Below are 21,588 nucleotides of genomic sequence, written 5' to 3'. Positions count from 1 at the left end.
GCGCCGCGCCCTACATCGCGCCGCTGGCCGGCGGCGTGGTGAAACCGGCGTCGCCGATCGCCGACGGCGCCGGCGAAACCGCGCCGAAAGATCCGCTGGCCGCGCCCGCGCCCGAGGCCGCGCCGATAGAACTGCGGCCGCTGCCGGCGCCCTCGCCGGTCGCGTCGGCGCCCATCGCGCCCCTGCCGACCGAACCGGGCGGCAGCGGCCTGGGCGAAATCCTGGTCGCCCCGACCGGGCCCGCGCCGATTCCGCCGGTCAGTTCGCCGGACGCGGAGGCCTACATCGACGGTCTGGTGCCCACGGCGCTGGCGCGCGGCGGCCTGACCGGCGCGGTGGTGGTGCTGGTCAAGGACGGGCAAGTGCTGCTGGCGAAGGGCTACGGCTACGCCGACCGCGAACAGGGCAAGCCGATGAACGCCGCGCGCACCCTGGTGCGGCCGGGCTCGATCTCCAAGCTGTTCACCTGGACCGCGGTGATGCAGTTGGTCGAACGCGGCAAGCTCGATCTCGACGCCGACATCAACACCTATCTGGATTTCCGCATCCGCGACGAGTACGGCCAGGCGATCACGCTGCGCCATCTGATGACGCACAGCGCCGGGTTCGAGGAATCGAGCAAGCACCTGTTCGCCGCGCAGCCCTCGCGGCTGATGTCGCTGGGCGACTACGTGAAAGCGGTGCAGCCGCAGCGCATCTATCCGCCCGGGCAAGTGCCGGCTTACTCCAACTACGGCGTGGCGCTGGCCGGCTACATCGTCCAGCGCGTCGCCCGCGAACCGTTCGAGGACTACGTCGAAGAACACATCTTCGCGCCGCTGGGCATGCGTCATTCCAGCTTCCGCCAGCCTTTGCCCAAGGGTCTGGCCGCGGACATGGCGAAAAGCTACGTCGCCCCCGGCGCGCCGCCGATTCCGTTCGAACTGGTCAACCCGGCGCCGGCGGGCAGCCTGTCGGCCACCGGCGAGGACATGGCGCGTTTCATGATCGCCCACCTCGACCAGGGGCGTTACCGCAACGACATGATCCTGCAGGGCTACACCGCGCAGGCGATGCAGAACACGCTGGTGCGTCCGATCCCCGGACTGGATGCGATGACGCTGGGCTTTTTCCGTCACGACAGCTACGGCCCGATCACGCTCGGCCACGGCGGCGCGACCGAAGCCTTCCAGAGCGATCTGGTGCTGCTGCCCGAACACAAGCTGGGCGTGTTCGTGTCCGCCTCCGGCCCGGCGCGCGCCGGGCGCGCCCTGCATCGCGATCTGATCGACGGCTTGCTGCGGCGTTACTACCCCGCGCGCGAACCGCCGCCGCCGACCCAGGTCACCGCGTATCTGCACGGCCGCCAGATCGAAGGGCGCTACGAAAGCAGCCGCCAGTCCTCGGGCAGTTTCCTCGCCATCGGGCGCTTGTTCGCCACCTCCGTCGTCGAGTTGAACAGCGACGAGACCGTATCGGTGTCGTCGCTGCGCAAGCCCGACGGACGGGTGAAGCGCTGGCGCGAGATCGGCCCGTACCTGTGGCGCGAAGTCGATGGCGACAGCCGCCTCGCGGCGAAGGTGATCGACAACGAAGTGATCGCGGTCAGCAGCGACGACGTGCCCGCGGCGATGTGGCTGCAGCCGGTGCCGGCGTGGCGCTCGCCGGGCTGGATATTGCCGTTGCTGTACCTGGCCGCGATCGCGCACGTGCTGGCGCTGGCGTTGTGGCCGGTCGCCGCGCTGGTGCGCCACCGCACCCAGCGTCCGTTGCTGCTGGACAGCCGCGAACGCGATCTGCGCCTGCTCACCTTCATCGGCCTGAGCGGCAACGTGCTGCTGGCGCTGTTGTGGGTCTGGATACTGAGCCGCACCGAAGTATCGGTGCGCTCGCTGGACGGCAGCCTCGATCCGCTGATCCGGATCGCGCAACTGCTGGGCCTGTTGAGCATCGCCACCGCGGTGATCGCCGCGCTCAACCTGCGCGCCGCCTGGAGCGCGCCGGTGCGACGGCTGCGCCGCGCGTGCGCGCTGGCCATCGCCGTGGCCTGCATCGCGGTGGTGTGGCTGGTGTTCGCGCTGAAGACGATGCAGTGGTCGCTGGTGTACTGAGTTGGTCCCTGTGGCGATGATCCGATACTAGGTGCGCCGCTTCGCGCGCATCGGCGCCGCCTTCGGACTGAAACCGGCACCGCCATCGATCGCAAACGACAAGGCCGCGGCAATCGCCGCGGCCTTGTCGTTGCGCGAACCGGATAACGCGGCGCGCGGTTACTTGCCCTTGTTCTTGCTCTTGGCCTTGCTCTTGGCCTTGCTCTTGCCTTTGCCCTTTTCCGTGCCCTTGAGCTTGGGCACGTAGTCCTCGCGCACCGCCTTGCCCAGCAGCGCCGGCGGCAGCAGGCCCTGGTCGAGCAGGAAGTTGTTGAAGCTCAAGCGGTCGAAGCGATCGCCCAGCGCCAGCTCGGTGTCCATGCGCAGTTCCAGGATGCGGCTGTAGCCGTAAAAATAGCTGCCCGCCTGGCCCGGCGCATTGAACATGTAGCGATCCAGTTCCTGCTTGGTCATCGCTTCGGAGAAACCGACCTGCTCGGTCAGCACCTTGCCGGCGCTGACGCGGTCGGTCAGGCCGAGGTTGAGCATCGGATCGAGGATCGCCCGCGCCGCGCGCAGCAGGCGGAACTGCAGCGCGATCAGCTGGCCGTCCAGCGGCTCGTAGGGAACCATCTCGGCTTCGGCGTACAGCGCCCAGCCTTCGACGTTGACCGAATTGAAGGCGAACATCGAGCGCGCCAGCGAGATGCCGCGCTCGACCATCGCGGTGAACTGCAGTTCGTGGCCCGGACGGCCTTCGTGCGCCGACAGCGTCCACGCCGCCGATTCGTAGTTGAAGTCGTCGTAATGCAGGGCCTTGCCGCCGGCGTTGGGCACCGCCACCGGCAGCACGAACTGGCCCTGCTGCCCGGTGTTGCCGACCAGCGGCGCCGGCAGGAAGTGCGGCGCCGGCTGCGCCGCCGATTCGGCGTCGCTGCCCAGGCGCATCACCAGCGGCCGCTGCGGCACATCGACGATGCGCTCGGCGCGGATGATCGGATCGATCGCGTCGATGACCTTGCGATAACGCGATTCGAGTTGATCGTTGGCGATGGTGTCGCGCTTGAGCGCGCGGATCACCGCGACGTAGTCGTGCGGATCGGCGACCTTCAGGCCCTTGGCCTGCGCGACCTGCGGCGCCAGCTGGCGCATCGCCGCGCGGGTTTCCATGAATTCGACCTGGGCGCGGCGGATCAGCAGCTGCGGATCGATGTCGATGCCGAACTGCTTGAGCTGATAGGCATACAGCTCGGGCGGCAGGCGCGCGTCGGTGCGCGCCTTGGGCAGCACTTTCGCGCGGGCCCACTTGCCGTAATCCGTCAGCTGGGTCTGCATCGCTTTAAGCGCCGGCTCGGCGCCCTGGATGTCGTACTTCTTGAACAGCTTGCGGATGCCTTCGACGTAGGTGTCCACGTTCGCCAGCGCCTGCTCCACTTCCAGCCGGGTCGGCTGCAGCAGGGCGCGATCGCTCAGGCGTTCTTCGTAGCGTTCGCGCGCGAGCTGGGTCAGCGGCGTGCTGCCCGGGGCCTGGCCGACATAGGCCTGCAGACGCGCCAGCGCCAGCGCGCGGCGTTCGGGCGGGGTCTGGTCCGAGAGCAGGCCGTTGAGGCCGGAGAACACGGTCTGCGGCGCGTCGAACCACGGCAGCATCAGTTTCTCGTTGAGCTCGCTGCCCTCGACGGTGTTGTCGATCGAGCCGATCAGGATCTGCAGATCCTGGCGTACGTTCGCGTCGCGTTCGCTCGCCAGCTTGTCCTGCAGCTCGCTCTTGGCCTTCGCCATCGCCGCGCGGAAGCGCTGATTAACTTCGGGCTTGAGGTCGGTGACCTTGTCGTCGTAACCGGGAATGCCGAAGAAGGAGAAGCCTTCCGGCGCGAAGTCGGCCTGCGCCTTGATCAGGATGCGGGTGTATTCGTCGCTCTTGGCGACCCAGGCCGGCACCGCCTTGGCGGCGGCGGGCTTGGCGGCGGGGACGGCTTGCGCGGCCGCGGCGGGCGCGCAGGCGAGCAGGGCGGGCGCTGACAGCGCCAGGGCGACGGCGAGAACGAGCGGCTTCATGTGCGATGACCCGATGGACTGAAGCGGCCAGCATCGGCCCGGCGCGCGCGCCGGCCAAGCCCCGAAGGTCATGCGCCGGCGGGCACGCGCCGGCGGCGGCGGCTCAGCGCGTCGCCGAGTCGGCCTCGCGCAGATCGATGAATTGGTTGCTGTGCTCGGGCTTGGCGCGCAGGGTTCTGAAGGTCCACACGCCGTCGTGCAAGTCCGCATCGACATGCACGTCGGCCTTGCCCTTCGGGCCGTGCACGGGGATGACGAAGAAGGCATGGCCCTCGCCTTCCTGTTGCTGGCTGGCGCCGACCATCCACTGCGGTTCCTCGATCGGCCGGCCCAGCACCGCGGCCAGCTCGGTGCTGGCGCGGGCCTTGTTCATCGCTTCGATGTAGACCGGCGAGCGCTTCAGCGTCGTCATCAGCGAGTACACGGTCATCACGCCCAGGCCGATCATCAGCGCCGTCATCACGCCGGCGGCCAACACCAGCAGCACGATCCAGTGGCGCTGCACCCAGGGCTTGCGGTATTCGCTGTTCATCGCGGTGGCTTCCTTTCGCTGGGATGGGACGATTCGCGCGTCAGTGCTTCAGGCAACGCTCGAAGAAATCCTCGGTCAGGCGCAGACGGTGCAGATTGTCGCGGCCGCGCAGGCCGTGCTTGGCGCCGGGGTAGGTCATCAGTTCGAACGGCTGGCCGCGTTGCTGCAACGCGCTCATCAGCACGGTGGAATTGGTGAACAGCACGTTGTCGTCGGCCATGCCGTGGATCAGCAGCAGCTTGGACTTCAGCCCGTCCAGGTGTTCGAGCACGCGGCCTTCGCGATAACCGTCCGGATTGGTTTTCGGCAAGCCCATGTAGCGCTCGGTGTAGTGGCTGTCGTACAGGCCCCAATCGGTGACCGGCGCACCGGCGACGCCGCAGGCGTACTGGTCGCTGGCCTTGGCCAGCAGCATCAGGGTCATGTAGCCGCCGTTTGACCAACCGAAGACGCCGATGCGCCCGCCGTCGATCCAAGAATGCGACTTCAACCATTCAACGCCTTTAAGCTGATCTTCAACCTCAACCGTGCCCTGCTTGCGATACAGCGCGCCGCCGAAGGCCGCGCCGCGCCGCGGCGTGCCGCGGTTGTCGATGGAGAACACCACGTAACCGCGTTGCGCGAGGTACTGATTGAAGTCCGGCGCCCACGCCCGCTTCACCGTCTGCGAGGCCGGGCCGCCGTAGACGTTCACCACCACCGGGTAACGCTTGTTGGGATCGAAGTCGCTGGGCTTGATCAGGCTGTAGTGCAGGGGGGTCTTGCCGTCGGCGGCCTTGATCGTGCCGAACTCGATCGGACGCTGCGCCTGCAGATACGGCGCATAGGGATGCTTGGGATCGGCCAGATCGTTTTCGACCAGCGCGGCGATGCGGCTGCCGTCGTTGCGGAACAACTCCAGTTGCGGCGGCGTCTGCGGATTCGACCAGGCATCGACGTAGACGCTGGCGTTCTTGGCGAAGCTGGCCGCGTGCATGCCGTCGGTCTTGGACAAACGCTCGATCGCGCCGCCGGCGAGCGGCACGCGATACACCTGGGCATCGGTCGGAGTGTCCTTGCCGGCGGAGAAATACACCTGGCCGGCGGCTTCATCGACCGCGAGCACGCTGTCCACCGGCCACTCGCCCGAAGTCAGTGGCGTGGATTCGCGGCCGTCGGCCGACAGCAGATACAGATGCTCGAAACCGCTGCGTTCGCTGCTCCACAGGATGCGGCCGTCCTTGAGAAAGTGCAGGTCGTTGTGCAGCGGCACCCAGGTCTTGGAGGTTTCGTTGGCCAGGCTGCGTTGCCGGCCCGACTGCAGATCGGTTTCGATCAGCTCCAGCTTGTGCTGATCGCGCGACTGGCGCTGGAAGGTCAGGTGATCGGCATCGCGCCAATCCACCCGCGCCAGATAGATGTCCTGTTCCTTGCCCAGATCGATCTCGGTGGTCTGGCCGGCCGGCAAGGTGCGCTTGCCGTGCGCGCCCTTGCTGCCGTCGGCGTTGAGCGGCCACACGCCGATCTCGCGATCGCGCACGCTGGCGACCAGCAGGCGCACGCGCACGTTCGGATCGCCCGCGGCCGGATAACGCTGCTGCACCACGTCGGTGCGATCGGGATAGACCTCGTAGCGCTTTTGCACCGGCACCGGGGTTTCGTCGATGCGGGCGAAGGCGATAGCCGAATCGTCCGGCGCCCACCAATAACCGGTGTGGCGGTCCATTTCCTCGTCGGCGACGAATTCGGCGACGCCGTTGCCGATGGTGTCGCTGCCGTCGCGGGTCAACTGCGTGGCCTTGCCGTCAACCAGATCGATCACCCACAGATTGCGGTCGCGCACGAAGCTGACGAAGCCGCCTTCGGGCGAAAGCTTGGGATCGGTGGCGAAGCCTTCGCCGTGAGTGAGCTTGCGCACTGCGGCCTTGCCGGTTTTCTGCAGGTCGTACAGATACAGCTCGCCGCCCAGCGGGAACAGCAGGCGCTTGCCGTCGGGCGACCACTGGTAATCGACGATACCCGACAGCGCGGCGATGCGCTGGCGCTCGCGCCGCGCCTTCTCCGCGTCGCTGAGCACTTCCGCGCCCGGCAGCACGTCGTCGGAATCGACCAGCAGCGTGGTCTTGCCGCTGCCGATGTCGTAGGCCCACAGGTCCAGGCGATTGCGGTCGCGCTGCTTGCCGCGCAGGAAACCGACGCGGCTGCCGTCCGGCGCGATCTTGGGCTTGACCAGGCTCGGCCCCGACAACGGCGCGTCGCCGGTCAGGGCGTCCAGGGTCAGCTTGCCGGCGGCCGGCGCGGCCGTCGTGGCGGAGGGGGAAGCGGCGAGAGCGGAAGTGGCGGTCAGCGTCATGGCGAGCAGGCAAACGGCGAGACGGCGGGAGTGATTCATGCGGGCGATGGGTCCGTTGCTGCCGCCGGAACGCGGTCCGGCGGCGGGTGCTGGATCAGGGTTGGGGCGCCGGCGTACCGAACAGATGGCGGCGCATCTCGTCGGTCATGGTCTTGTCGGCGCGGTATACCTTGCCTATTTCGTAGCTGCGCTGGAAGGCCGGGCGCGCGCTCAGCGCGTCGTGCCAGCGCTGCACGTTCGGGTAGGCGGCCAGATCGACGTGGTGCCATTCGTGTTCGCGGGTCCAGGGGTAGCAGGCGAAATCGGCGATGGTGAGTGTATCGGCCGCGATGTAGTCGCGCCCGGCCAGGCGCCGGTCGAGCACACCGTACAGGCGCTCGGTCTCGCGCTGATAGCGGTCGATCGCGTAGGGCACCTTTTCCGGCGCGTAGCGGTTGAAGTGGTGGTTCTGGCCCAGCATCGGGCCGTAGCCGCCGACCTGCCAGAACAGCCATTCGCCGACCGCGACCCGGCCGCGCAGGTCGGCCGGCGCGAACAGGCCGGTCTTTTCCGCCAGATACTGCAAGATCGCGCCGGACTCGAACACGCTGACGGGCGCGCCGCCGTCCGCCGGCGCATGGTCGACGATCGCCGGCATGCGGTTGTTCGGCGAGATCGCGAGGAAATCGGGCTTGAACTGATCGCCCGCGCCGATATCCACCGGCTTGATCGAATACGCCAGCGCGGCGCCGGCCTGAGCGGCTTCTTCCAGGAACAAGGTGATCTTGTGGCCGTTCGGCGTGGGCCAATAGTGCAGGTCGATCATGGGCGCGGGGCTCGGCAGGGGAAAGCCGGCAGTGTAAGCACGGCCCCGCGCGCGGCTGGGGCGTACCGATGGAATGGCGTGTGCCGCGGGGCGCGGCGCGCGCCGGCGGGATCGGCCCGCGACGGGGCGAATCGGCGGCGAAAGCGGCGACCGCGCGCGCATTAACTGAATCCGCGCCGCGCCCCGACATGGCGATGTCGTCCCGGCCCGGCTACTCTTGGACCCCCGCCTCGCGGGAATCGCCTTCCCATTCAACGAGTTCCGAGTTCCGCATGACCGATCCCAAGATCACCCGACTCAATCCCCTGCCGGCCCTGATCTTCAGCTCGCGCTGGCTGCAGCTGCCGCTGTACCTGGGCCTGATCGTCGCCCAGGGCGTGTACGTGTTCCAGTTCGTCAAGGAACTGATCCACCTGGTGCACGACGCGGCGACCCTGACCGAGCAGGGCATCATGCTGATCGTGCTGGGCCTGATCGACGTGGTGATGATCTCCAACCTGTTGGTGATGGTCATCGTCGGCGGCTACGAGACCTTCGTCTCGCGCATGCGCCTGGAAGGCCATCCGGATCAGCCCGAGTGGCTGAGCCACGTCAACGCCAGCGTGCTCAAGGTCAAGCTGGCGATGGCGATCATCGGCATCTCTTCGATCCATCTGCTCAAGACCTTCATCGGCGCCGGCAACCTGGGCCTGCCGTTGTGCGGCACGCCGGAGGCTTACGAAGCGGCGCGCGCGATCGCCTCGATGACCGCCAGCGGCGTGGCGACGGCCGCCAACAGCGTCGCCGAGACGGCCAAGCTGGCGCGCTGCAGCGAAGTGACGGCGGAAGGCGTGATGTGGCAGTCGATCATCCACTTCCTGTTCATCGTCTCGGCGCTGGGCATCGCGATGACCGACAAGCTGATGAGCGCCGCGCACAAGGCGCCGGCCAAGGCGCACTGACCACGAGACGCTTCGGATTCTTTTGTAGGAGGGGCTTCAGCCCCGATGCTTTTCTCTCAGCCGCTGCCGTGCGCGAACAACGCTTCGGATAAAAAAGCATCGGGGCTGAAGCCCCTCCCACATAAGCGGTAGCGAAGCGGTTAATCGCTTTTCGCCGGCCCAGTATCCGTTCGTGGCGCGGCCATGATCGCCCGGCGCAGACGCACCGCGTCGGCGTCATCGGAAAAACGCAGCGTGTCCTTGTCGCTCTCGCTGATGCCCAGGGCGCGATACGGCGCGTCCTGCGACGGAAATCCGGTCATCGCCGCATAGCGCCGGTACAGGCGCGCGAACACGCCGCGGCCGCCGGCGCGATCGAGCGCGGCGATGAATTCCCGCGGCTCCAGGCGCGAGTCGCTGTCCAGGCAGCATTGCGAATAACGCCCCAGCACCCGATCCAGGTCGGTGCCGTGTTCGCGCCGCAACTGCACGTCCGCGTCCAGCCAGAACGCCGCGCCGGCCCAGTAGATGCGCATGGTGCTGCCGCGGCTCCAGCCGACCTCGTCCATACGCGCGCCGGGCCCGACCCGGCGGCCGCGCTGGAATCCGCCGTCGAGCCGGCGCCAGGCTTCGTCCGCGTCGAGCAGGCCGGCGCGGGCGCGCAACACGTTCTGGTAATAACTGGCCAGGCCTTCGGCGAGCCAGCGGCCGTCGTCGCCCAGGTAGGGATGGAACAGGTGCGACAGCTCGTGCACCGCGGTCCAGTCGCCGCGCAGCTCGGCCATGCCGGCGTCTTCGCGCACGTACAGCAGCACCGACACGCCGTCCTCGCGCACGGTCTGGCCCCACGGCACCGGGCTGGAATCGCGGCCGCGGCGCGGCACCAGGCGGATGCGCACCTGCGCGTCGTGCAAGGGGAAGCGGCCGAACGCGGTCAGCGCGGCGTTGGCGCATTCGGCCAGCCAGCGCTGCAGTTCGTCGGCGCGCAGCCGGCTCGGGGCGTTTTCGACGATCACGTGCAGGCGAGTGTCGCCGGCGCGGATGACGCGTTCATCGCCGCGCGCGGCGGTTCCGGCGTCGTCGTCCGCGGCCGACGGCGGCTGCGCGCGCGCAGGGCCGGCGCTCGCCGCGAGCGCGGCGCAAACCAGCAAAGTCGGCAACGACAGGGCGCGAACGGTCATGGTCGTGATTGGAACCCGTCGCGGCGGGAAGGTTCCCGCATCCGGGCCGGTACAATAACCCGATGGACGTATCGCACCTGCTCGACGCACTCAATCCGGCCCAGCGCGAGGCCGTTTCGGCCCCCGCCGGCCACTATCTGGTCCTCGCCGGCGCCGGCAGCGGCAAAACCCGCGTGCTGACCCATCGCATCGCCTGGCTCAACGAAGTCTACGGCGTGCCGACCCACGGCATTCTCGCGGTGACCTTCACCAACAAGGCCGCCGGCGAAATGCGCATGCGCGTGGACGCGCAGCTGGCGCGCGGCGCGCGCGGCATGTGGATCGGCACCTTCCACGGCCTGGCCCATCGCCTGCTGCGCCTGCACTGGCAGGAGGCCAAGCTGCCGGAAGGCTTCCAGGTGCTCGACAGCGACGACCAGCTGCGTCTGGTCAAGCGCGTGGTGCAGGCGCTGGAACTCGACGAAACCCGCTTCCCGCCGCGCCAGATCACCTGGTGGATCAACGCGCAGAAGGACGAAGGCCGGCGCCCGCGCAACATCCAGCCGGCCGGCGACGACTGGGCCGATGTGATGCTGCGCTGCTACGAGGCCTATCAGGAGCGCTGCGAACGCGCCGGCCTGGTCGATTTCGCCGAACTGCTGCTGCGCGCGCACGAGCTGCTGCGCGACAACGCCGCCCTGTTGACCCATTACCGCACGCGCTTTCGCGAAATCCTGGTGGACGAATTCCAGGACACCAACGCCATCCAGTACGCCTTCGTGCGCGTGCTGGCCGGCGACAGCGGCCACGTGTTCGTGGTCGGCGACGACGATCAGGCCATCTACGGCTGGCGCGGCGCCAAGGTCGAGAACGTGCAGCGCTTCCTGCGCGATTTCCCCGGCGCGCAGACCATCCGCCTGGAGCAGAACTACCGCTCCAGCGCGAACATCCTCGACGCCGCCAACGCGGTCATCTCGCACAACCCCGACCGCCTGGGCAAGAAGCTGTGGACCGACACCGGCCACGGCGAGCCGATCGACCTGTATGCGGCCTACAACGAAATGGACGAGGCGCGCTTCGTGATCGAGCGCCTGCGCCAGTGGGTGCGCGACGGCGGCAGTCACGGCGACGTCGCGATTCTTTACCGCAGCAACGCGCAATCGCGCGCCTACGAAGAAGCGCTGCTGTCCGAGCAGGTGCCGTACCGCGTCTACGGCGGCCAGCGCTTCTTCGAGCGCGCCGAAATCAAGGACACCCTGGCCTATCTGCGCCTGATCGCCAACCGCGCCGACGATGCCGCGTTCGAGCGCGCGGTCAACACGCCCACGCGCGGCATCGGCGAGCGCACTCTTGACGAAGTGCGCAAGCGCGCCCGCGCCGACGCGGTGCCGCTGTGGGAAGGCGCGCGCCGGGTATCGCAGGAATCGGTGCTGGCCGCGCGTGCGCGCAACGCCCTGGCCGGCTTCGCGACCTTGGTCGATACGCTGGAAAGCGATGTCGTGGAGATGCCGCTGCAGGAGAAGATCGACCACGTCCTGCAACGCTCGGGCTTGCGCGAGCATTACGCCAACGAATCGCGCGGCCAGCTCGATTCGCGCACGGAGAACCTCGACGAACTGGTGTCGGTGGCCTCGCGCTTCACCCGCAGCGACGAAGACGATGCCGCGGCGATGCCGGAGCTGATCGCGTTCCTGAGCTACGCCGCGCTGGAAGCCGGCGAAGGCCAGGCCCAGGCCGGCGAAGACGGCGTGCAGCTGATGACCCTGCACAGCGCCAAGGGCCTGGAATTCCCGCTGGTGTTTCTGGGCGGGCTGGAAGAGGGGTTGTTCCCGAGCGCGCGTTCGACGGAAGAATCCGGACGCCTGGAAGAGGAGCGGCGCCTGGCCTACGTGGGCATCACCCGCGCGCGCGAGAAGTTGGTGCTGAGCTACGCCGAGACCCGGCGCATCCACGGCATGGACATGTTCGGCACGCCGTCGCGGTTCCTGCGCGAAATCCCGACCTCGTTGCTCAACGAAGTGCGGCCGAAGGTGCAGGTATCGCGGCCGATGTTCAACAGCGCGCCGCGCCGCGACATGGGCCACGCCTCGATCGAGGCGCCGCCGGTCAAGCTGGGCTCGCAGGTGCGCCACCCCACCTTCGGCAGCGGCACCGTCACCGACTACGAAGGCAGCGGCGCGCATGCGCGCGTGCAGGTGAATTTCGACGATGCCGGCAGCAAGTGGCTGGTGTTGGCTTATGCGAATTTGCAGGCGGGGTGAGGCGGGTTGAGGCGGGAATTGGGAATTGGGAATCGGGAATCGGCAACAGCGTCCCCACCTGCCGTCATTCCCGCGAAGGCGGGAATCCAGGGCTTTTCGTGCGAGAACGTTTGAAGTCGCTGGATTCCCGCGTTCGCGGGAATGACGATCTTGGAGGATGACGCTGAAGGCTTTGGATGTTCGGCTCCGCCGAAGTAAAGCGGAGCCCGCCTTCGCGGGAATGACGAGCAAAGGGGCACAAGCCCGTAGCGATTGCATGGCAATTCGGCGGCGACCAATCCCAAGCCGCCTATCCCCGCCGTTCAAAACGCATACCGCACCACCAACTGATACACCGGCCCGGCCTTCTCCCGCTCGCGCTCGTACTCATCGAACTCGCGATCCATCTGCTCGCCCAGCGTATTGAACTTGTTGAAGTTCTCATCTTTCGACGCGTTGAGCAGATTCGATCCGGTCAACCGCACCGCCACCCGCGAGCCGAAACGCTTTTCCACGAACGCTTCCAGATCCGCGCCGTAATGCGTCGACACCTCCTCGCCCAGCACGCGCGAGTAGGCATCGCCCTGGCGCCGGTAACTCGCGCCGAACGACATGCCCAGCGTCGGCAGGTCCTGGATGAAGCCGACGTTGAGCACCGAGCGCGGCTGGTTGTTGAAGCGGCGCCGGCCGAAGTCGTCGTCCACCTCGCTGTCCAGCCACGAGTAGTTGAGGAACACGCCGGTGTCGGCCAAGCCCAACGCGGTCAGCGGCGTGGACAGATCGAATTCGGCGCCGTAGACGCGGCCGTCGTCGACGTTGGCGGCGGTGAATACGAAGCTGTCCGGGTCCAGCAGCGGATAACCGGGCGTGCCCGGGCCGGCGCCGGGATGGTCGTCGAGGAAGTCCTCGATCGCATCCTCGTGATCGTCCAGCGCGGTCGCGCTGGGCCGGCCGGTGCCGACGATCTCGATCAGATCGCGCACCTTACGGTAGAACAGGTTCAAGCCGACCACGCCGCGCTGGCCCAGGCGATGCTCGTAGCCCAGATCCAGGCCCCAGGCGGTTTCCGGACGTAATTGCGGATTGCCGAGGAAATCGTTGTCGCCGTACTCCTCTTCCAGCGTCATCGGCAGCAGCTGATTGAAATCGGGACGGCGCACGGTGCGCGCGATCGAAGCGCTGAGCCGGTCGTGCCCGGTCAGGTTGAAACGCAGGTGCGCCGACGGCAGCAGCAGGCCGTAATCCTTGTCGTTGCGCACCGCGTCCTCGCCTTCCCCGGCGACGCTGCGGATCTTCGCGCGGGTGGTTTCGTAACGCAGGCCGGTCTCCCAATCGACGCGGCCGCGCTTGCCGGAAAACATCAGGTACGGATCGAGCCGGCGCTCTTCGATGCGGCTGGCCTGTCGGGCGAAATCGGCGTAGGCCGGCAGCGGCTCGCCTTCGTCCTCGGCCTCGACGTCGCTGGTGCGCAGCGCGCTGGTGCGGCGCTTGTCCAGGCCGTCGATGCCGAACTCCATCTTGGCCGCGCCCAGCGCGCGGCTGTGGGCGAGCTTGAGGCTGAATTCGCTGTCGCGGGTGTCGCCGAGGATACGCGTGCCTTCGAATCCGTCGAACGACGGCGGGCTGTCTTCGTCGTCGTAGCCGACTTCCTGCTCGGTGTCGTGACGGCGGTCTTCGAAGCGGGCGTAGCCCAGGTCGATCTCGCTGCGGCCGCCGGCCATGTCGAACACATAGCGCGCGTTGAGGCTGGCGTTATCTTGCTTGATGTCGACGTTCTGATCGTTGAGCGACAACAGGCGCGCGCGCTCGCGGCTGACCGGATCGTTGTACTCGCGCGAGTTTTCGGTTTCGGTGCGGTCGGTGTGGACGTAGAAACCGTCCAGGCTCAATCGGCCGGTGCCGATGTCGCGGGTGTAGGACAGGTTGCCGGAGTAGTCGGTGCCGTCGCGCACGTCGCTCTGGTCCTCGCGATCGACGAAATCGCCGTCGGGAGCATCGAAACGGTCGCTGCGCTTGCGCTTGGGATTGTGCCGGCCCTGCACGTTGACGCCGCCGAGCAGGCGCCCGCCGGCGACTTCGCCGCTGCCGACCGCGCCGAACACCGGCTTGATCTTGCCGTCGTCGAAATGCAGCGCGCCGGCGCGCAGATAACCGCCGTCGAACTCGTATGCGTCGCGCAGCACGATGTTGAGCGCGCCGGCCACCGCGTCGCCGGAGCGGTTCGCGCTGGGGCTGCGGATGATCTCGATGCGTTCGACCAGTTCGGCCGGAATGCGATCGACGTAGAACGAGCGATCGCCGCCGGCGCCGGGCACTTTGCGGCCGTTGATCAGTATCTGGGTGTAGCCCGGGTCCAGGCCGCGCAGGCGCGCGCCGTCGTATTCGAGCACGTCGGAGACGAAGCCCACGCTGGGCACGCGCTTGAGCATGTCGCCCACGGTCAGCGGCTCGAAGCGCTGGAAGTAATCCAGACCGTAGCTCAAGGTCGGCGCGGTCGCTTCGCTGCGGTCGCGGTAGGCGATCTGGCCGGTCACGGTGACCCGGTCTAGTTCGGTCGCCGAATCGGTCGCCGGCGCTTGCGCGCTCACGGCCGGGACGGCGAGCACGCTCAACAAAGCGGCGCTGAGCGCGTGATGGCGGAGCTTCGAACGTCGCGGGCTGCGCATGGGGTTCGCCGGTGAACAAGTGGCGAACGTTGTAAGTCCGGGGGATGGCAGGACGATGACTGTGTGCGTGATTTCTCGCTTCGCCGCGGCGGCCTTGTCATGAAAGCGGCACGTGACGGTTCTATAACAGCGTTCGGGGAATTACCTTTCGAATCCAGGCATGCCGATGCGTCCGACCCTGATGCTGTCCCTCGCTTTCGTCCTGGCGGGCTGCGCGACTTCCGATTCGCAGCGCGGCGTGCAAGCGCCCGCGCACAGCGCGCAACGCGAGCCCGACGAGCGCGGCGCGGCCGACGCCGATCCGTTGCTGGCGCGCGCCGGCGTGGATTATCGGCGGGTCGATGAGGCGTTCGTGACCGCGGCCACGCCGCAGGACAATATCGATTCGCCGGCGGTGTGGCGCGCGCCGAACGGACGCTTGTGGTTGTTGGCCACGGCCAAGCAGGGCGATGGGTTGGTGATCTACGACGGCGACCAGGGCGCGAGCGTCGCGCGCTACGGCCGCGAAGGCAACGGACTGGGCGAGTTCCGCCGTCCCAACGGCATCGCCGTGTTCGGCGATCTGGCCTTCGTGGTCGAACGCGACAACCACCGCGTGCAGGTGCTGTCGCTGTCGTTGCCGTCGGCGCCGCTCAACGCGCCGGGCATCGCCGATACGCGCGCGCCGCGATTGCGCGCGCTCGCCAGCTTCGGCCAGGAACAACTGCAGCAGCCTTACGGTTTGTGGGTGCGCGGCATCAGCGCGGACGAACTGGAAGTGATCGTCACCGACGCCTACATGGCCGGCGAGGACGCCAGGGGCGACGAGATTCCGCCGCCGCTGGAGCAACTGGGCCGGCGCATGCAGCGTTATCGCATCGACCTGCGCGGCGGCGAGCCGGTCGCGCGCCACCTGGGTGCGTTCGGCGATACCAGCGCGGCCGGTGCGATCCGCGTACCGGAGTCGATCTGGGGCGACCCCGCGCACGACCGCCTGCTGATCGCCGAGGAAGACCTCGGCACCGGCACCGCGATCCGCGACTACACGCTCGACGGCCGCTATCGCGGCCAGACCATCGGCCTGGGCCTGTTCAAGGCGCAGGCCGAAGGCATCGCCCTGTGGCAGTGCGCCGACGGCAGCGGTTACTGGATAGCCACCGATCAGTTCAAGGACCGCAGCGTGTTCCACGTGTTCGACCGCGCCAGCCTGCGCCATCTGGGCGCGTTCGCCGGCGGCACGGTCGGCAACACCGACGGCGTGTGGCTGCAGCAAAGCGGCTCGGTGCGTTTTCCCGACGGCGTGTTCTACGCCGTGCACGACGATCAGGCGGTGGGCGCGTTCGACTGGCGCGACATCGCCCGCGCCTTGAATCTGCGCAGCCGCTGCCAGGGCGGTTGAGCGCGCCGCCGCGCGTTCACGCCGGCGCGCATGTCGGCGCGGCGGATTTCAGCGGTCGGTGAGCTTGAACGACTTCACCAGCAGATCCAGCCCGGGCTGAGTCCGCGCCAGGTCTTCGTCGGCGCTCTGGGTGATCAGGAACGCGGTGCGATGCGCGCCGGTGATCTTGCGGTACTCGCGCAGGTGCGGAACCTTCACGCCGGCCAGGCTGACGACGTAGTGCTCGCGGATCGTGCCTTCGGCGAACGCGGACAAGTCGAAGCGGCTGTCGCGGCCGAGCACGGCCGGCGTCTGCTTGTCGGCCTCGGCGGAAAAGCTGCGCGCGAATTCTTCCAGCTCGCGGCTGCGGTCGGTCTGCACCATCGCGATGAACACCGCCGAACCGGGACTCTCCACGGTCAGGTAGTGCACGCTGGCGATGCGTTCGTCGTCGCTGAGCTTCCAGTTGCCCGGAATCTGCATGTGCACGCCGAGGCGATCGTAAGGCTTGGGCTCGGCCACGTTCGCGGCCGGTTCGCCGCAAGCGCCGAGCAGCGCGGCCAAGGCGACGGCGAGACAGCCGACGGCGAAACCGCGCGAACGCTGAGAGCGAGTCATCGACTTCATCCTTGTGTCGCCACCCCTGTGGACCCGAAGGCACCCTAGCAGCCTGCGCGGCCGCGCGCGCGTGCCTCACGAAACGGTCGCCGCGGGCGCCGTGGCCGCGCGGCCGCCAATATGTATCGAGGCGTGGGTTTTATGCGGCGGCGATGCCCGCGTGGGCTTAGGTCAGTTCGACGCCGAAGTGGAAGGCTTCGATGCGCAGCCGCTCGCGCATGTAGAAGGCATGCGCGTGCGGGCGGTGGGTGCCCGAATCCAGTTGCAGGCGCACGCAGCCCAGCCGCTTGGCTTCGGCCTTGAGCCAGTCGAGCATCGCCTTGCCGTAGCCCTGGCTGCGCACGGATTGATCCGTGATCAGATCGTCCACGTACACGTGCAGGCCGACCGCGAGCATCTCCATCACCCGCCAGCAGGCGAACGCGCGCGGCACGCCTTGCGCATCGAAGGCGACGGTGGCGCGGCAGCCTTCGGCGATCTGGCGGTGCATCTGCGCGACGAAGCGTTCCTCGTCGAATTCGGGCCGCAGCTGCGACACCAGCGGCCACGCGGCACGCAGTTCGGCATCGCCGACGATGGTGCGGATTTCGGGAAGGGAATCGGCGGGCATGGGATCGGGACGATTGAGGACACAGGCGGGGGTCGATCGGGCCGGCGAGGTCGCCGGCCGCTCACGGGACGGGCGTGCGGCCCGGCTTACCAGCTGAACAGCTTGAAATACACCGGCGAGACCGTGCCTTCGCCCTTGCTGGTGTCGAGCCGGCCATCGCCGTTTTCATCGACCAGGTAATAGATCGGGCCGCGCGCCGGCGTGACCTTGACCGCGCGCAGTTGCCCGGCGACGCGGTATTCCTCGATCGTGTCGCCGTTCTCGACCGTGCGGGTGCGGATTTCGGCGTTGCTGAGCGCGGCGGTGGGATCGTCGGCGGCGGCCGTAGTGGCGCAGCCGCTCAGCGCGAGGGCGAGCGACAGGGCCGCGAACAGAACGCCGAACCGGGCGGCGAAGGGGGGCGGCGACGCGTGGGGGGCGCGCATGGCGGTTCTCCGTTTTTCAGGTCGACAGCATACGCCGGGGGCGCGTTAAGCGTGCGCATCGGTGGGGGTGCGGGCTCGGCTTCGCGGCGTGCGTCGTTGGTGTGGCTGCGGGTCGGGGCTGAAGCTCCCTCCCACAAAAGACTTCGTGGCCTCACCGACAGGTGAAGTGCCCGCGAAAGCTCCGAAGTCTTTTGTGGGAGGGAGCTTCAGCCCCGACACGAACCCACCCGACCCCGCGCCGTCCACCGGCGATTCGCAGCCCCGGCGACCGGTCGGCGTAGAATCGGGCCCATGAAAAGACTCGTCCTCATCGATGGTTCCAGCTACCTCTACCGCGCCTTCCACGCGTTGCCGCCGCTGAGCAACGACGCCGGCGAGCCCACCGGCGCGCTGTTCGGCGTGGTCAACATGCTGCGCTCGACCTTGAACGAACGTCCCGACTACGTGGCCTTCGTCGTCGACGCGCCGGGCAAGACCTTCCGCGACGATCTCGACCCGCAATACAAGGCCAATCGCCCGCCGATGCCCGACGACCTGCGCGCGCAGGTGCTGCCGATGTGCGAGATCGTGGAGGCGCTGGGCATCCCGATCCTGCGCATCGACGGCGTCGAGGCCGACGACGTGATCGGCACCCTGGCCCTGCGCGCCAACGCTTTTGCCGGCGACGACGCGATCGACGTCACCATCTCCACCGGCGACAAGGACTTCGCCCAGCTGGTGCGCCCGGGCGTGGCCCTGGTCAACACCATGAGCGGCAGCCGCATGGATTCCGACGAGGCGGTGTTCGCCAAGTTCGGGGTCAATCCCAATCAGGTGATCGACCTGCTGTCGCTGATGGGCGACAGCGTGGACAACATCCCCGGCGTGGAGAAGTGCGGGCCCAAGACCGCGGCCAAGTGGCTGGGCGAATACGGCACCCTGGACGGGGTGATCGGCCATGCCGGCGAGATCAAGGGCAAGATCGGCGACAACCTGCGCGCCGCGCTGGACCGGCTGCCGTTGAACCGCCAGTTGGCGACGATCAAGACCGATGTCGAGCTCGACCGCGGCCCGCGCGAACTGGCGCTGCGCGAGCGCGACGCCGAATCGCTGCGCACGCTGTACGCGCGCTACGGCTTCAAGCAGGCGCTGCGCGAACTGGAAGGCAGCGGCAACGCCACCGCGAACGAGATCGCCGCCGATCGCGCCGGCCTGCGCGCGACCGCCGCCGGCCACGCCCGTTCCAGCGCCGCCGCGGAGACGCCGGACGCCGCGCTGGCGGTCAAGGGCGAGTACGAGGCGATCACCACGCAGGTGCAGCTCGATGCGCTGGTCGCGGCTTTGCAGGCCAGCGATGAATTCGCCTTCGACAGCGAAACCGATTCGCTCGACCCGATGATGGCCAACCTGGTCGGCCTGAGCTTCGCCACCGAAGTCGGACGCGCGGTGTATATCCCGCTCGGCCACGATTATCCCGGCGCGCCGGCGCAGTTGGATCGTGAGCTGGTGCTGGCGGCGCTGCGTCCGGTGTTCGCCGATCCGGCGCGGCGCAAGCTCGGCCAGCACGGCAAATACGACCTGCACATCCTGCGCCGCCACGGCGTGCAGCTCGCCGGTTACGCCGACGACACCATGCTGGAAAGCTTCGTCTACAACGCCACCGGCAGCCGTCACGACATGGACTCGCTGGCCAAGCGCTATCTGGGCTACGACACGATCAAGTACAGCGACGTGGCCGGCAAGGGCGCCAAGCAGATCCTGTTCTCGCAGGTCGCCATCGACGACGCCACGCGTTACGCCGCCGAAGACGCCGACGTGACCTTGCGCCTGCACCGCGTGCTCGGCGCGCGTCTGGCCGCCGAGCCGGAACTCGAACGCGTGTACCGCGACATCGAAATGCCGCTGGTGCCGGTGCTGGAGCACATCGAAGCCAACGGCGTGATGATCGACGGCGACGAACTGCGCCGGCAATCGCAGGACCTGGGCAAGCGAATGCTCGAAGCGCAGATCAAGGCGACCGAACTGGCCGGGCGCACCTTCAATCTGGATTCGCCCAAGCAGTTGCAGGCGCTGTTGTTCGACGAGCTGAAACTGCCGGTGCTGGTGAAGACGCCGACCGGCCAGCCCAGCACCAACGAAGAAGCGCTGGAAGCGATCGCCGATCAGCACGAACTGCCGCGGGTGATCCTGGAATACCGCGGCCTGGCCAAGCTGCGCAGCACCTACACCGACAAGCTGTCGGAGATGGTCAATCCGCGTACCGGCCGCGTGCACACCAGCTATCACCAGGCGGGCGCGGCGACGGGGCGTTTGGCGTCCAGCGATCCGAATCTGCAGAACATCCCGATCCGCACCGAAGACGGCCGCCGCATCCGCCGCGCCTTCATCGCGCCCGCGGGCCGGCGTCTGGTGGCTTGCGATTATTCGCAGATCGAGTTGCGGATCATGGCGCACCTGTCGGAAGACCCGGGCCTGGTGCGCGCGTTCGAATCCGGCGCCGACGTGCATCGCGCGACCGCGGCGGAAGTGTTCGGCAAGCAATCGCTCGATGAAGTCAGCGGCAACGAACGCCGCGCGGCCAAGGCGATCAACTTCGGCTTGATGTACGGCATGAGCGCGTTCGGTCTGGCGCGCCAGCTCGGCATCGGCCGCAGCGAGGCGCAAGACTACATCGCCCTGTATTTCAGCCGTTATCCCGGAGTGCGCGATTTCATGGAGCGCACGCGGCAGGATGCGCGCGATAAGGGCTATGTCGAAACCGTGTTCGGCCGGCGCCTGTACCTGGAGAACATCAAGGCCTCCAACCAGGGCCTGCGCGCGGGCGCCGAACGCGCCGCGATCAACGCACCGATGCAGGGCACCGCGGCCGACATCATCAAGCGCGCGATGATCGACATCGATGCATGGCTTGCCGCTCACAACGATCGTGCCAAGATGATTCTTCAGGTACACGACGAACTGGTGTTTGAAGTGGAAGATGGGTTCGTCGAAGAATTGGTGACGCAGGCCTCGCAACGCATGTCCGCGGCGGCCACGCTACGTGTGCCCCTTGTCGTTGATACCGGGGTCGGTATTAATTGGGACGAAGCGCATTGATTATCTGGAAGCCATTGATTTTGCTGGATTTGGTTTAATGAATCGGTCCTGAATCCAACAATTTATTAACTCTGATCTTCACGAACTATCCATGTGCCAGGTGGTCATATAGGTCGCGACAGATGCAACGTCTGTCGCCGATCTCTCCCTCCCCTGGAGTGATCCCCCGGAGCGAACGACCCCTCCCCAGGTCACGCTCCACCAGCCCCGCCGGCCCCCCCTGCCTGCGGGGCTTTTTATTTGTAGCGCCGAAAGCCGCCTTGCGATGCAGAGCGGCTTTTTTGTTGGTCGCCGCGGCGATACGCGAAGCGGTCTTTCACCACGCGCGGCGGGGTATATCGGCGCGCTCGAAATCACTCGCCGGGTAAAGTCCGATTCGCCGTCGGCGCGGGTAAAACAAAACCGGCGGATATGAAATCGCGCGGGTTCGTCGTTTGCCTGGGTTTGGAAATAATTAGAATCAATAAGGCGCGGATGGCGGCAGCGATCGCGGGGCGGGATCGGCGATATCTCCGCGCGATCCGGGCCGAGGTCCGTGCGATTGCCTTGGCCGAGGCGGGAACACGGCCAAGGCGGCTGACCCGACCCGCCGCGATCGATCCGGAGCGGCTCCGACCGGCGTGCGCATCCGCGTGCGCCCCCCGACACCGTCAGGCGCATTGCAACGACAGCCCGCCACGATGCGCCGCACTGATCCCGCCCCGGTGCCCGCAGCGGCAGG

14 protein-coding genes are annotated in these 21,588 nt (G+C 67.6%); 5 read left to right on the top strand and 9 right to left on the bottom strand.

What is annotated here, in order from left to right:
- Positions 1-2,090 (top strand): serine hydrolase domain-containing protein (locus tag J7J50_RS22100; RefSeq protein WP_215097564.1); only part of this gene is annotated, 2,090 nt, incomplete at its 5' end.
- A gap of 159 nt (positions 2,091-2,249) precedes the next feature.
- Here the strand turns inward: J7J50_RS22100 and J7J50_RS22095 are convergent.
- From J7J50_RS22095 to J7J50_RS22080, 4 genes are all read right to left on the bottom strand, one after another.
- Positions 2,250-4,127, bottom strand: coding sequence for a DUF885 domain-containing protein (locus J7J50_RS22095; protein WP_215059894.1), 1,878 nt, complete (start codon positions 4,125-4,127; stop codon positions 2,250-2,252).
- Between the two features lie 103 nt (positions 4,128-4,230).
- Positions 4,231-4,659, bottom strand: a complete 429-nt coding sequence (locus tag J7J50_RS22090; protein ID WP_215059896.1) for a cytochrome c oxidase assembly factor Coa1 family protein — start codon at positions 4,657-4,659, stop codon at positions 4,231-4,233.
- Between the two features lie 40 nt (positions 4,660-4,699).
- Complete coding sequence (locus J7J50_RS22085) at positions 4,700-6,991, bottom strand: S9 family peptidase (protein WP_215059941.1); 2,292 nt, start codon at positions 6,989-6,991, stop codon at positions 4,700-4,702.
- Between the two features lie 94 nt (positions 6,992-7,085).
- Complete coding sequence (locus J7J50_RS22080; protein ID WP_215059898.1) at positions 7,086-7,796, bottom strand: glutathione binding-like protein; 711 nt, start codon at positions 7,794-7,796, stop codon at positions 7,086-7,088.
- 272 nt (positions 7,797-8,068) lie between these two features.
- On the opposite strand from J7J50_RS22080, the gene J7J50_RS22075 reads away from it, so the two are divergent.
- A complete protein-coding gene (locus J7J50_RS22075) occupies positions 8,069-8,737 on the top strand; it encodes a TIGR00645 family protein (protein ID WP_215059900.1) in 669 nt (222 codons plus the stop codon).
- Between the two features lie 140 nt (positions 8,738-8,877).
- On the opposite strand, the gene J7J50_RS22070 is transcribed toward J7J50_RS22075, so the two are convergent.
- Positions 8,878-9,897, bottom strand: a complete 1,020-nt coding sequence (locus J7J50_RS22070; RefSeq protein ID WP_215059902.1) for a hypothetical protein — start codon at positions 9,895-9,897, stop codon at positions 8,878-8,880.
- Between the two features lie 62 nt (positions 9,898-9,959).
- Between J7J50_RS22070 and uvrD the strand changes: the two genes are divergently transcribed.
- A complete protein-coding gene (gene uvrD / locus J7J50_RS22065) occupies positions 9,960-12,137 on the top strand; it encodes a DNA helicase II (protein WP_215059904.1) in 2,178 nt (725 codons plus the stop codon).
- Positions 12,138-12,439: 302 nt separating this feature from the next.
- On the opposite strand, the gene J7J50_RS22060 is transcribed toward uvrD, so the two are convergent.
- On the bottom strand, positions 12,440-14,782 hold the full coding sequence (locus J7J50_RS22060; RefSeq protein ID WP_215059906.1) for a TonB-dependent receptor: 2,343 nt from the start codon (positions 14,780-14,782) through the stop codon (positions 12,440-12,442).
- Positions 14,783-14,948: 166 nt separating this feature from the next.
- On the opposite strand from J7J50_RS22060, the gene J7J50_RS22055 reads away from it, so the two are divergent.
- Positions 14,949-16,160 carry a phytase gene (locus J7J50_RS22055; protein ID WP_215059943.1) on the top strand — a complete coding sequence of 404 codons (1,212 nt, stop codon included), beginning with the start codon at positions 14,949-14,951 and terminating at the stop codon, positions 16,158-16,160.
- A 48-nt stretch (positions 16,161-16,208) separates the two neighbouring features.
- Here J7J50_RS22055 and J7J50_RS22050 read toward each other — a convergent pair whose 3' ends face one another.
- The 3 genes from J7J50_RS22050 to J7J50_RS22040 all read right to left on the bottom strand — a co-directional run bounded on the left by J7J50_RS22050 (position 16,209) and on the right by J7J50_RS22040 (position 17,792).
- The gene (locus tag J7J50_RS22050; protein WP_215059908.1) at positions 16,209-16,757 is read right to left on the bottom strand and encodes a hypothetical protein; all 549 of its coding nucleotides are present in this window, start codon (positions 16,755-16,757) and stop codon (positions 16,209-16,211) included.
- A gap of 166 nt (positions 16,758-16,923) precedes the next feature.
- Positions 16,924-17,367 (bottom strand): GNAT family N-acetyltransferase, encoded by a 444-nt coding sequence (locus J7J50_RS22045; protein ID WP_215059910.1) that lies wholly within the window; start codon positions 17,365-17,367, stop codon positions 16,924-16,926.
- Between the two features lie 86 nt (positions 17,368-17,453).
- Positions 17,454-17,792, bottom strand: a complete 339-nt coding sequence (locus J7J50_RS22040) for a DUF2782 domain-containing protein (protein ID WP_215059912.1) — start codon at positions 17,790-17,792, stop codon at positions 17,454-17,456.
- Between the two features lie 291 nt (positions 17,793-18,083).
- On the opposite strand from J7J50_RS22040, the gene polA reads away from it, so the two are divergent.
- Entirely contained in the window at positions 18,084-20,867 is a 2,784-nt protein-coding gene (polA, locus tag J7J50_RS22035; RefSeq protein WP_215059914.1) for a DNA polymerase I, read from the top strand.
- Positions 20,868-21,588 lie beyond the last annotated feature (721 nt).

It is taken from the genome of Lysobacter sp. ISL-50 (assembly GCF_018612875.1).
Lineage (GTDB): Bacteria > Pseudomonadota > Gammaproteobacteria > Xanthomonadales > Xanthomonadaceae > Lysobacter.
The sequence above is the reverse complement of the archived record's forward strand: the minus strand, read 5'-3'. Positions and strand labels throughout refer to the sequence as shown.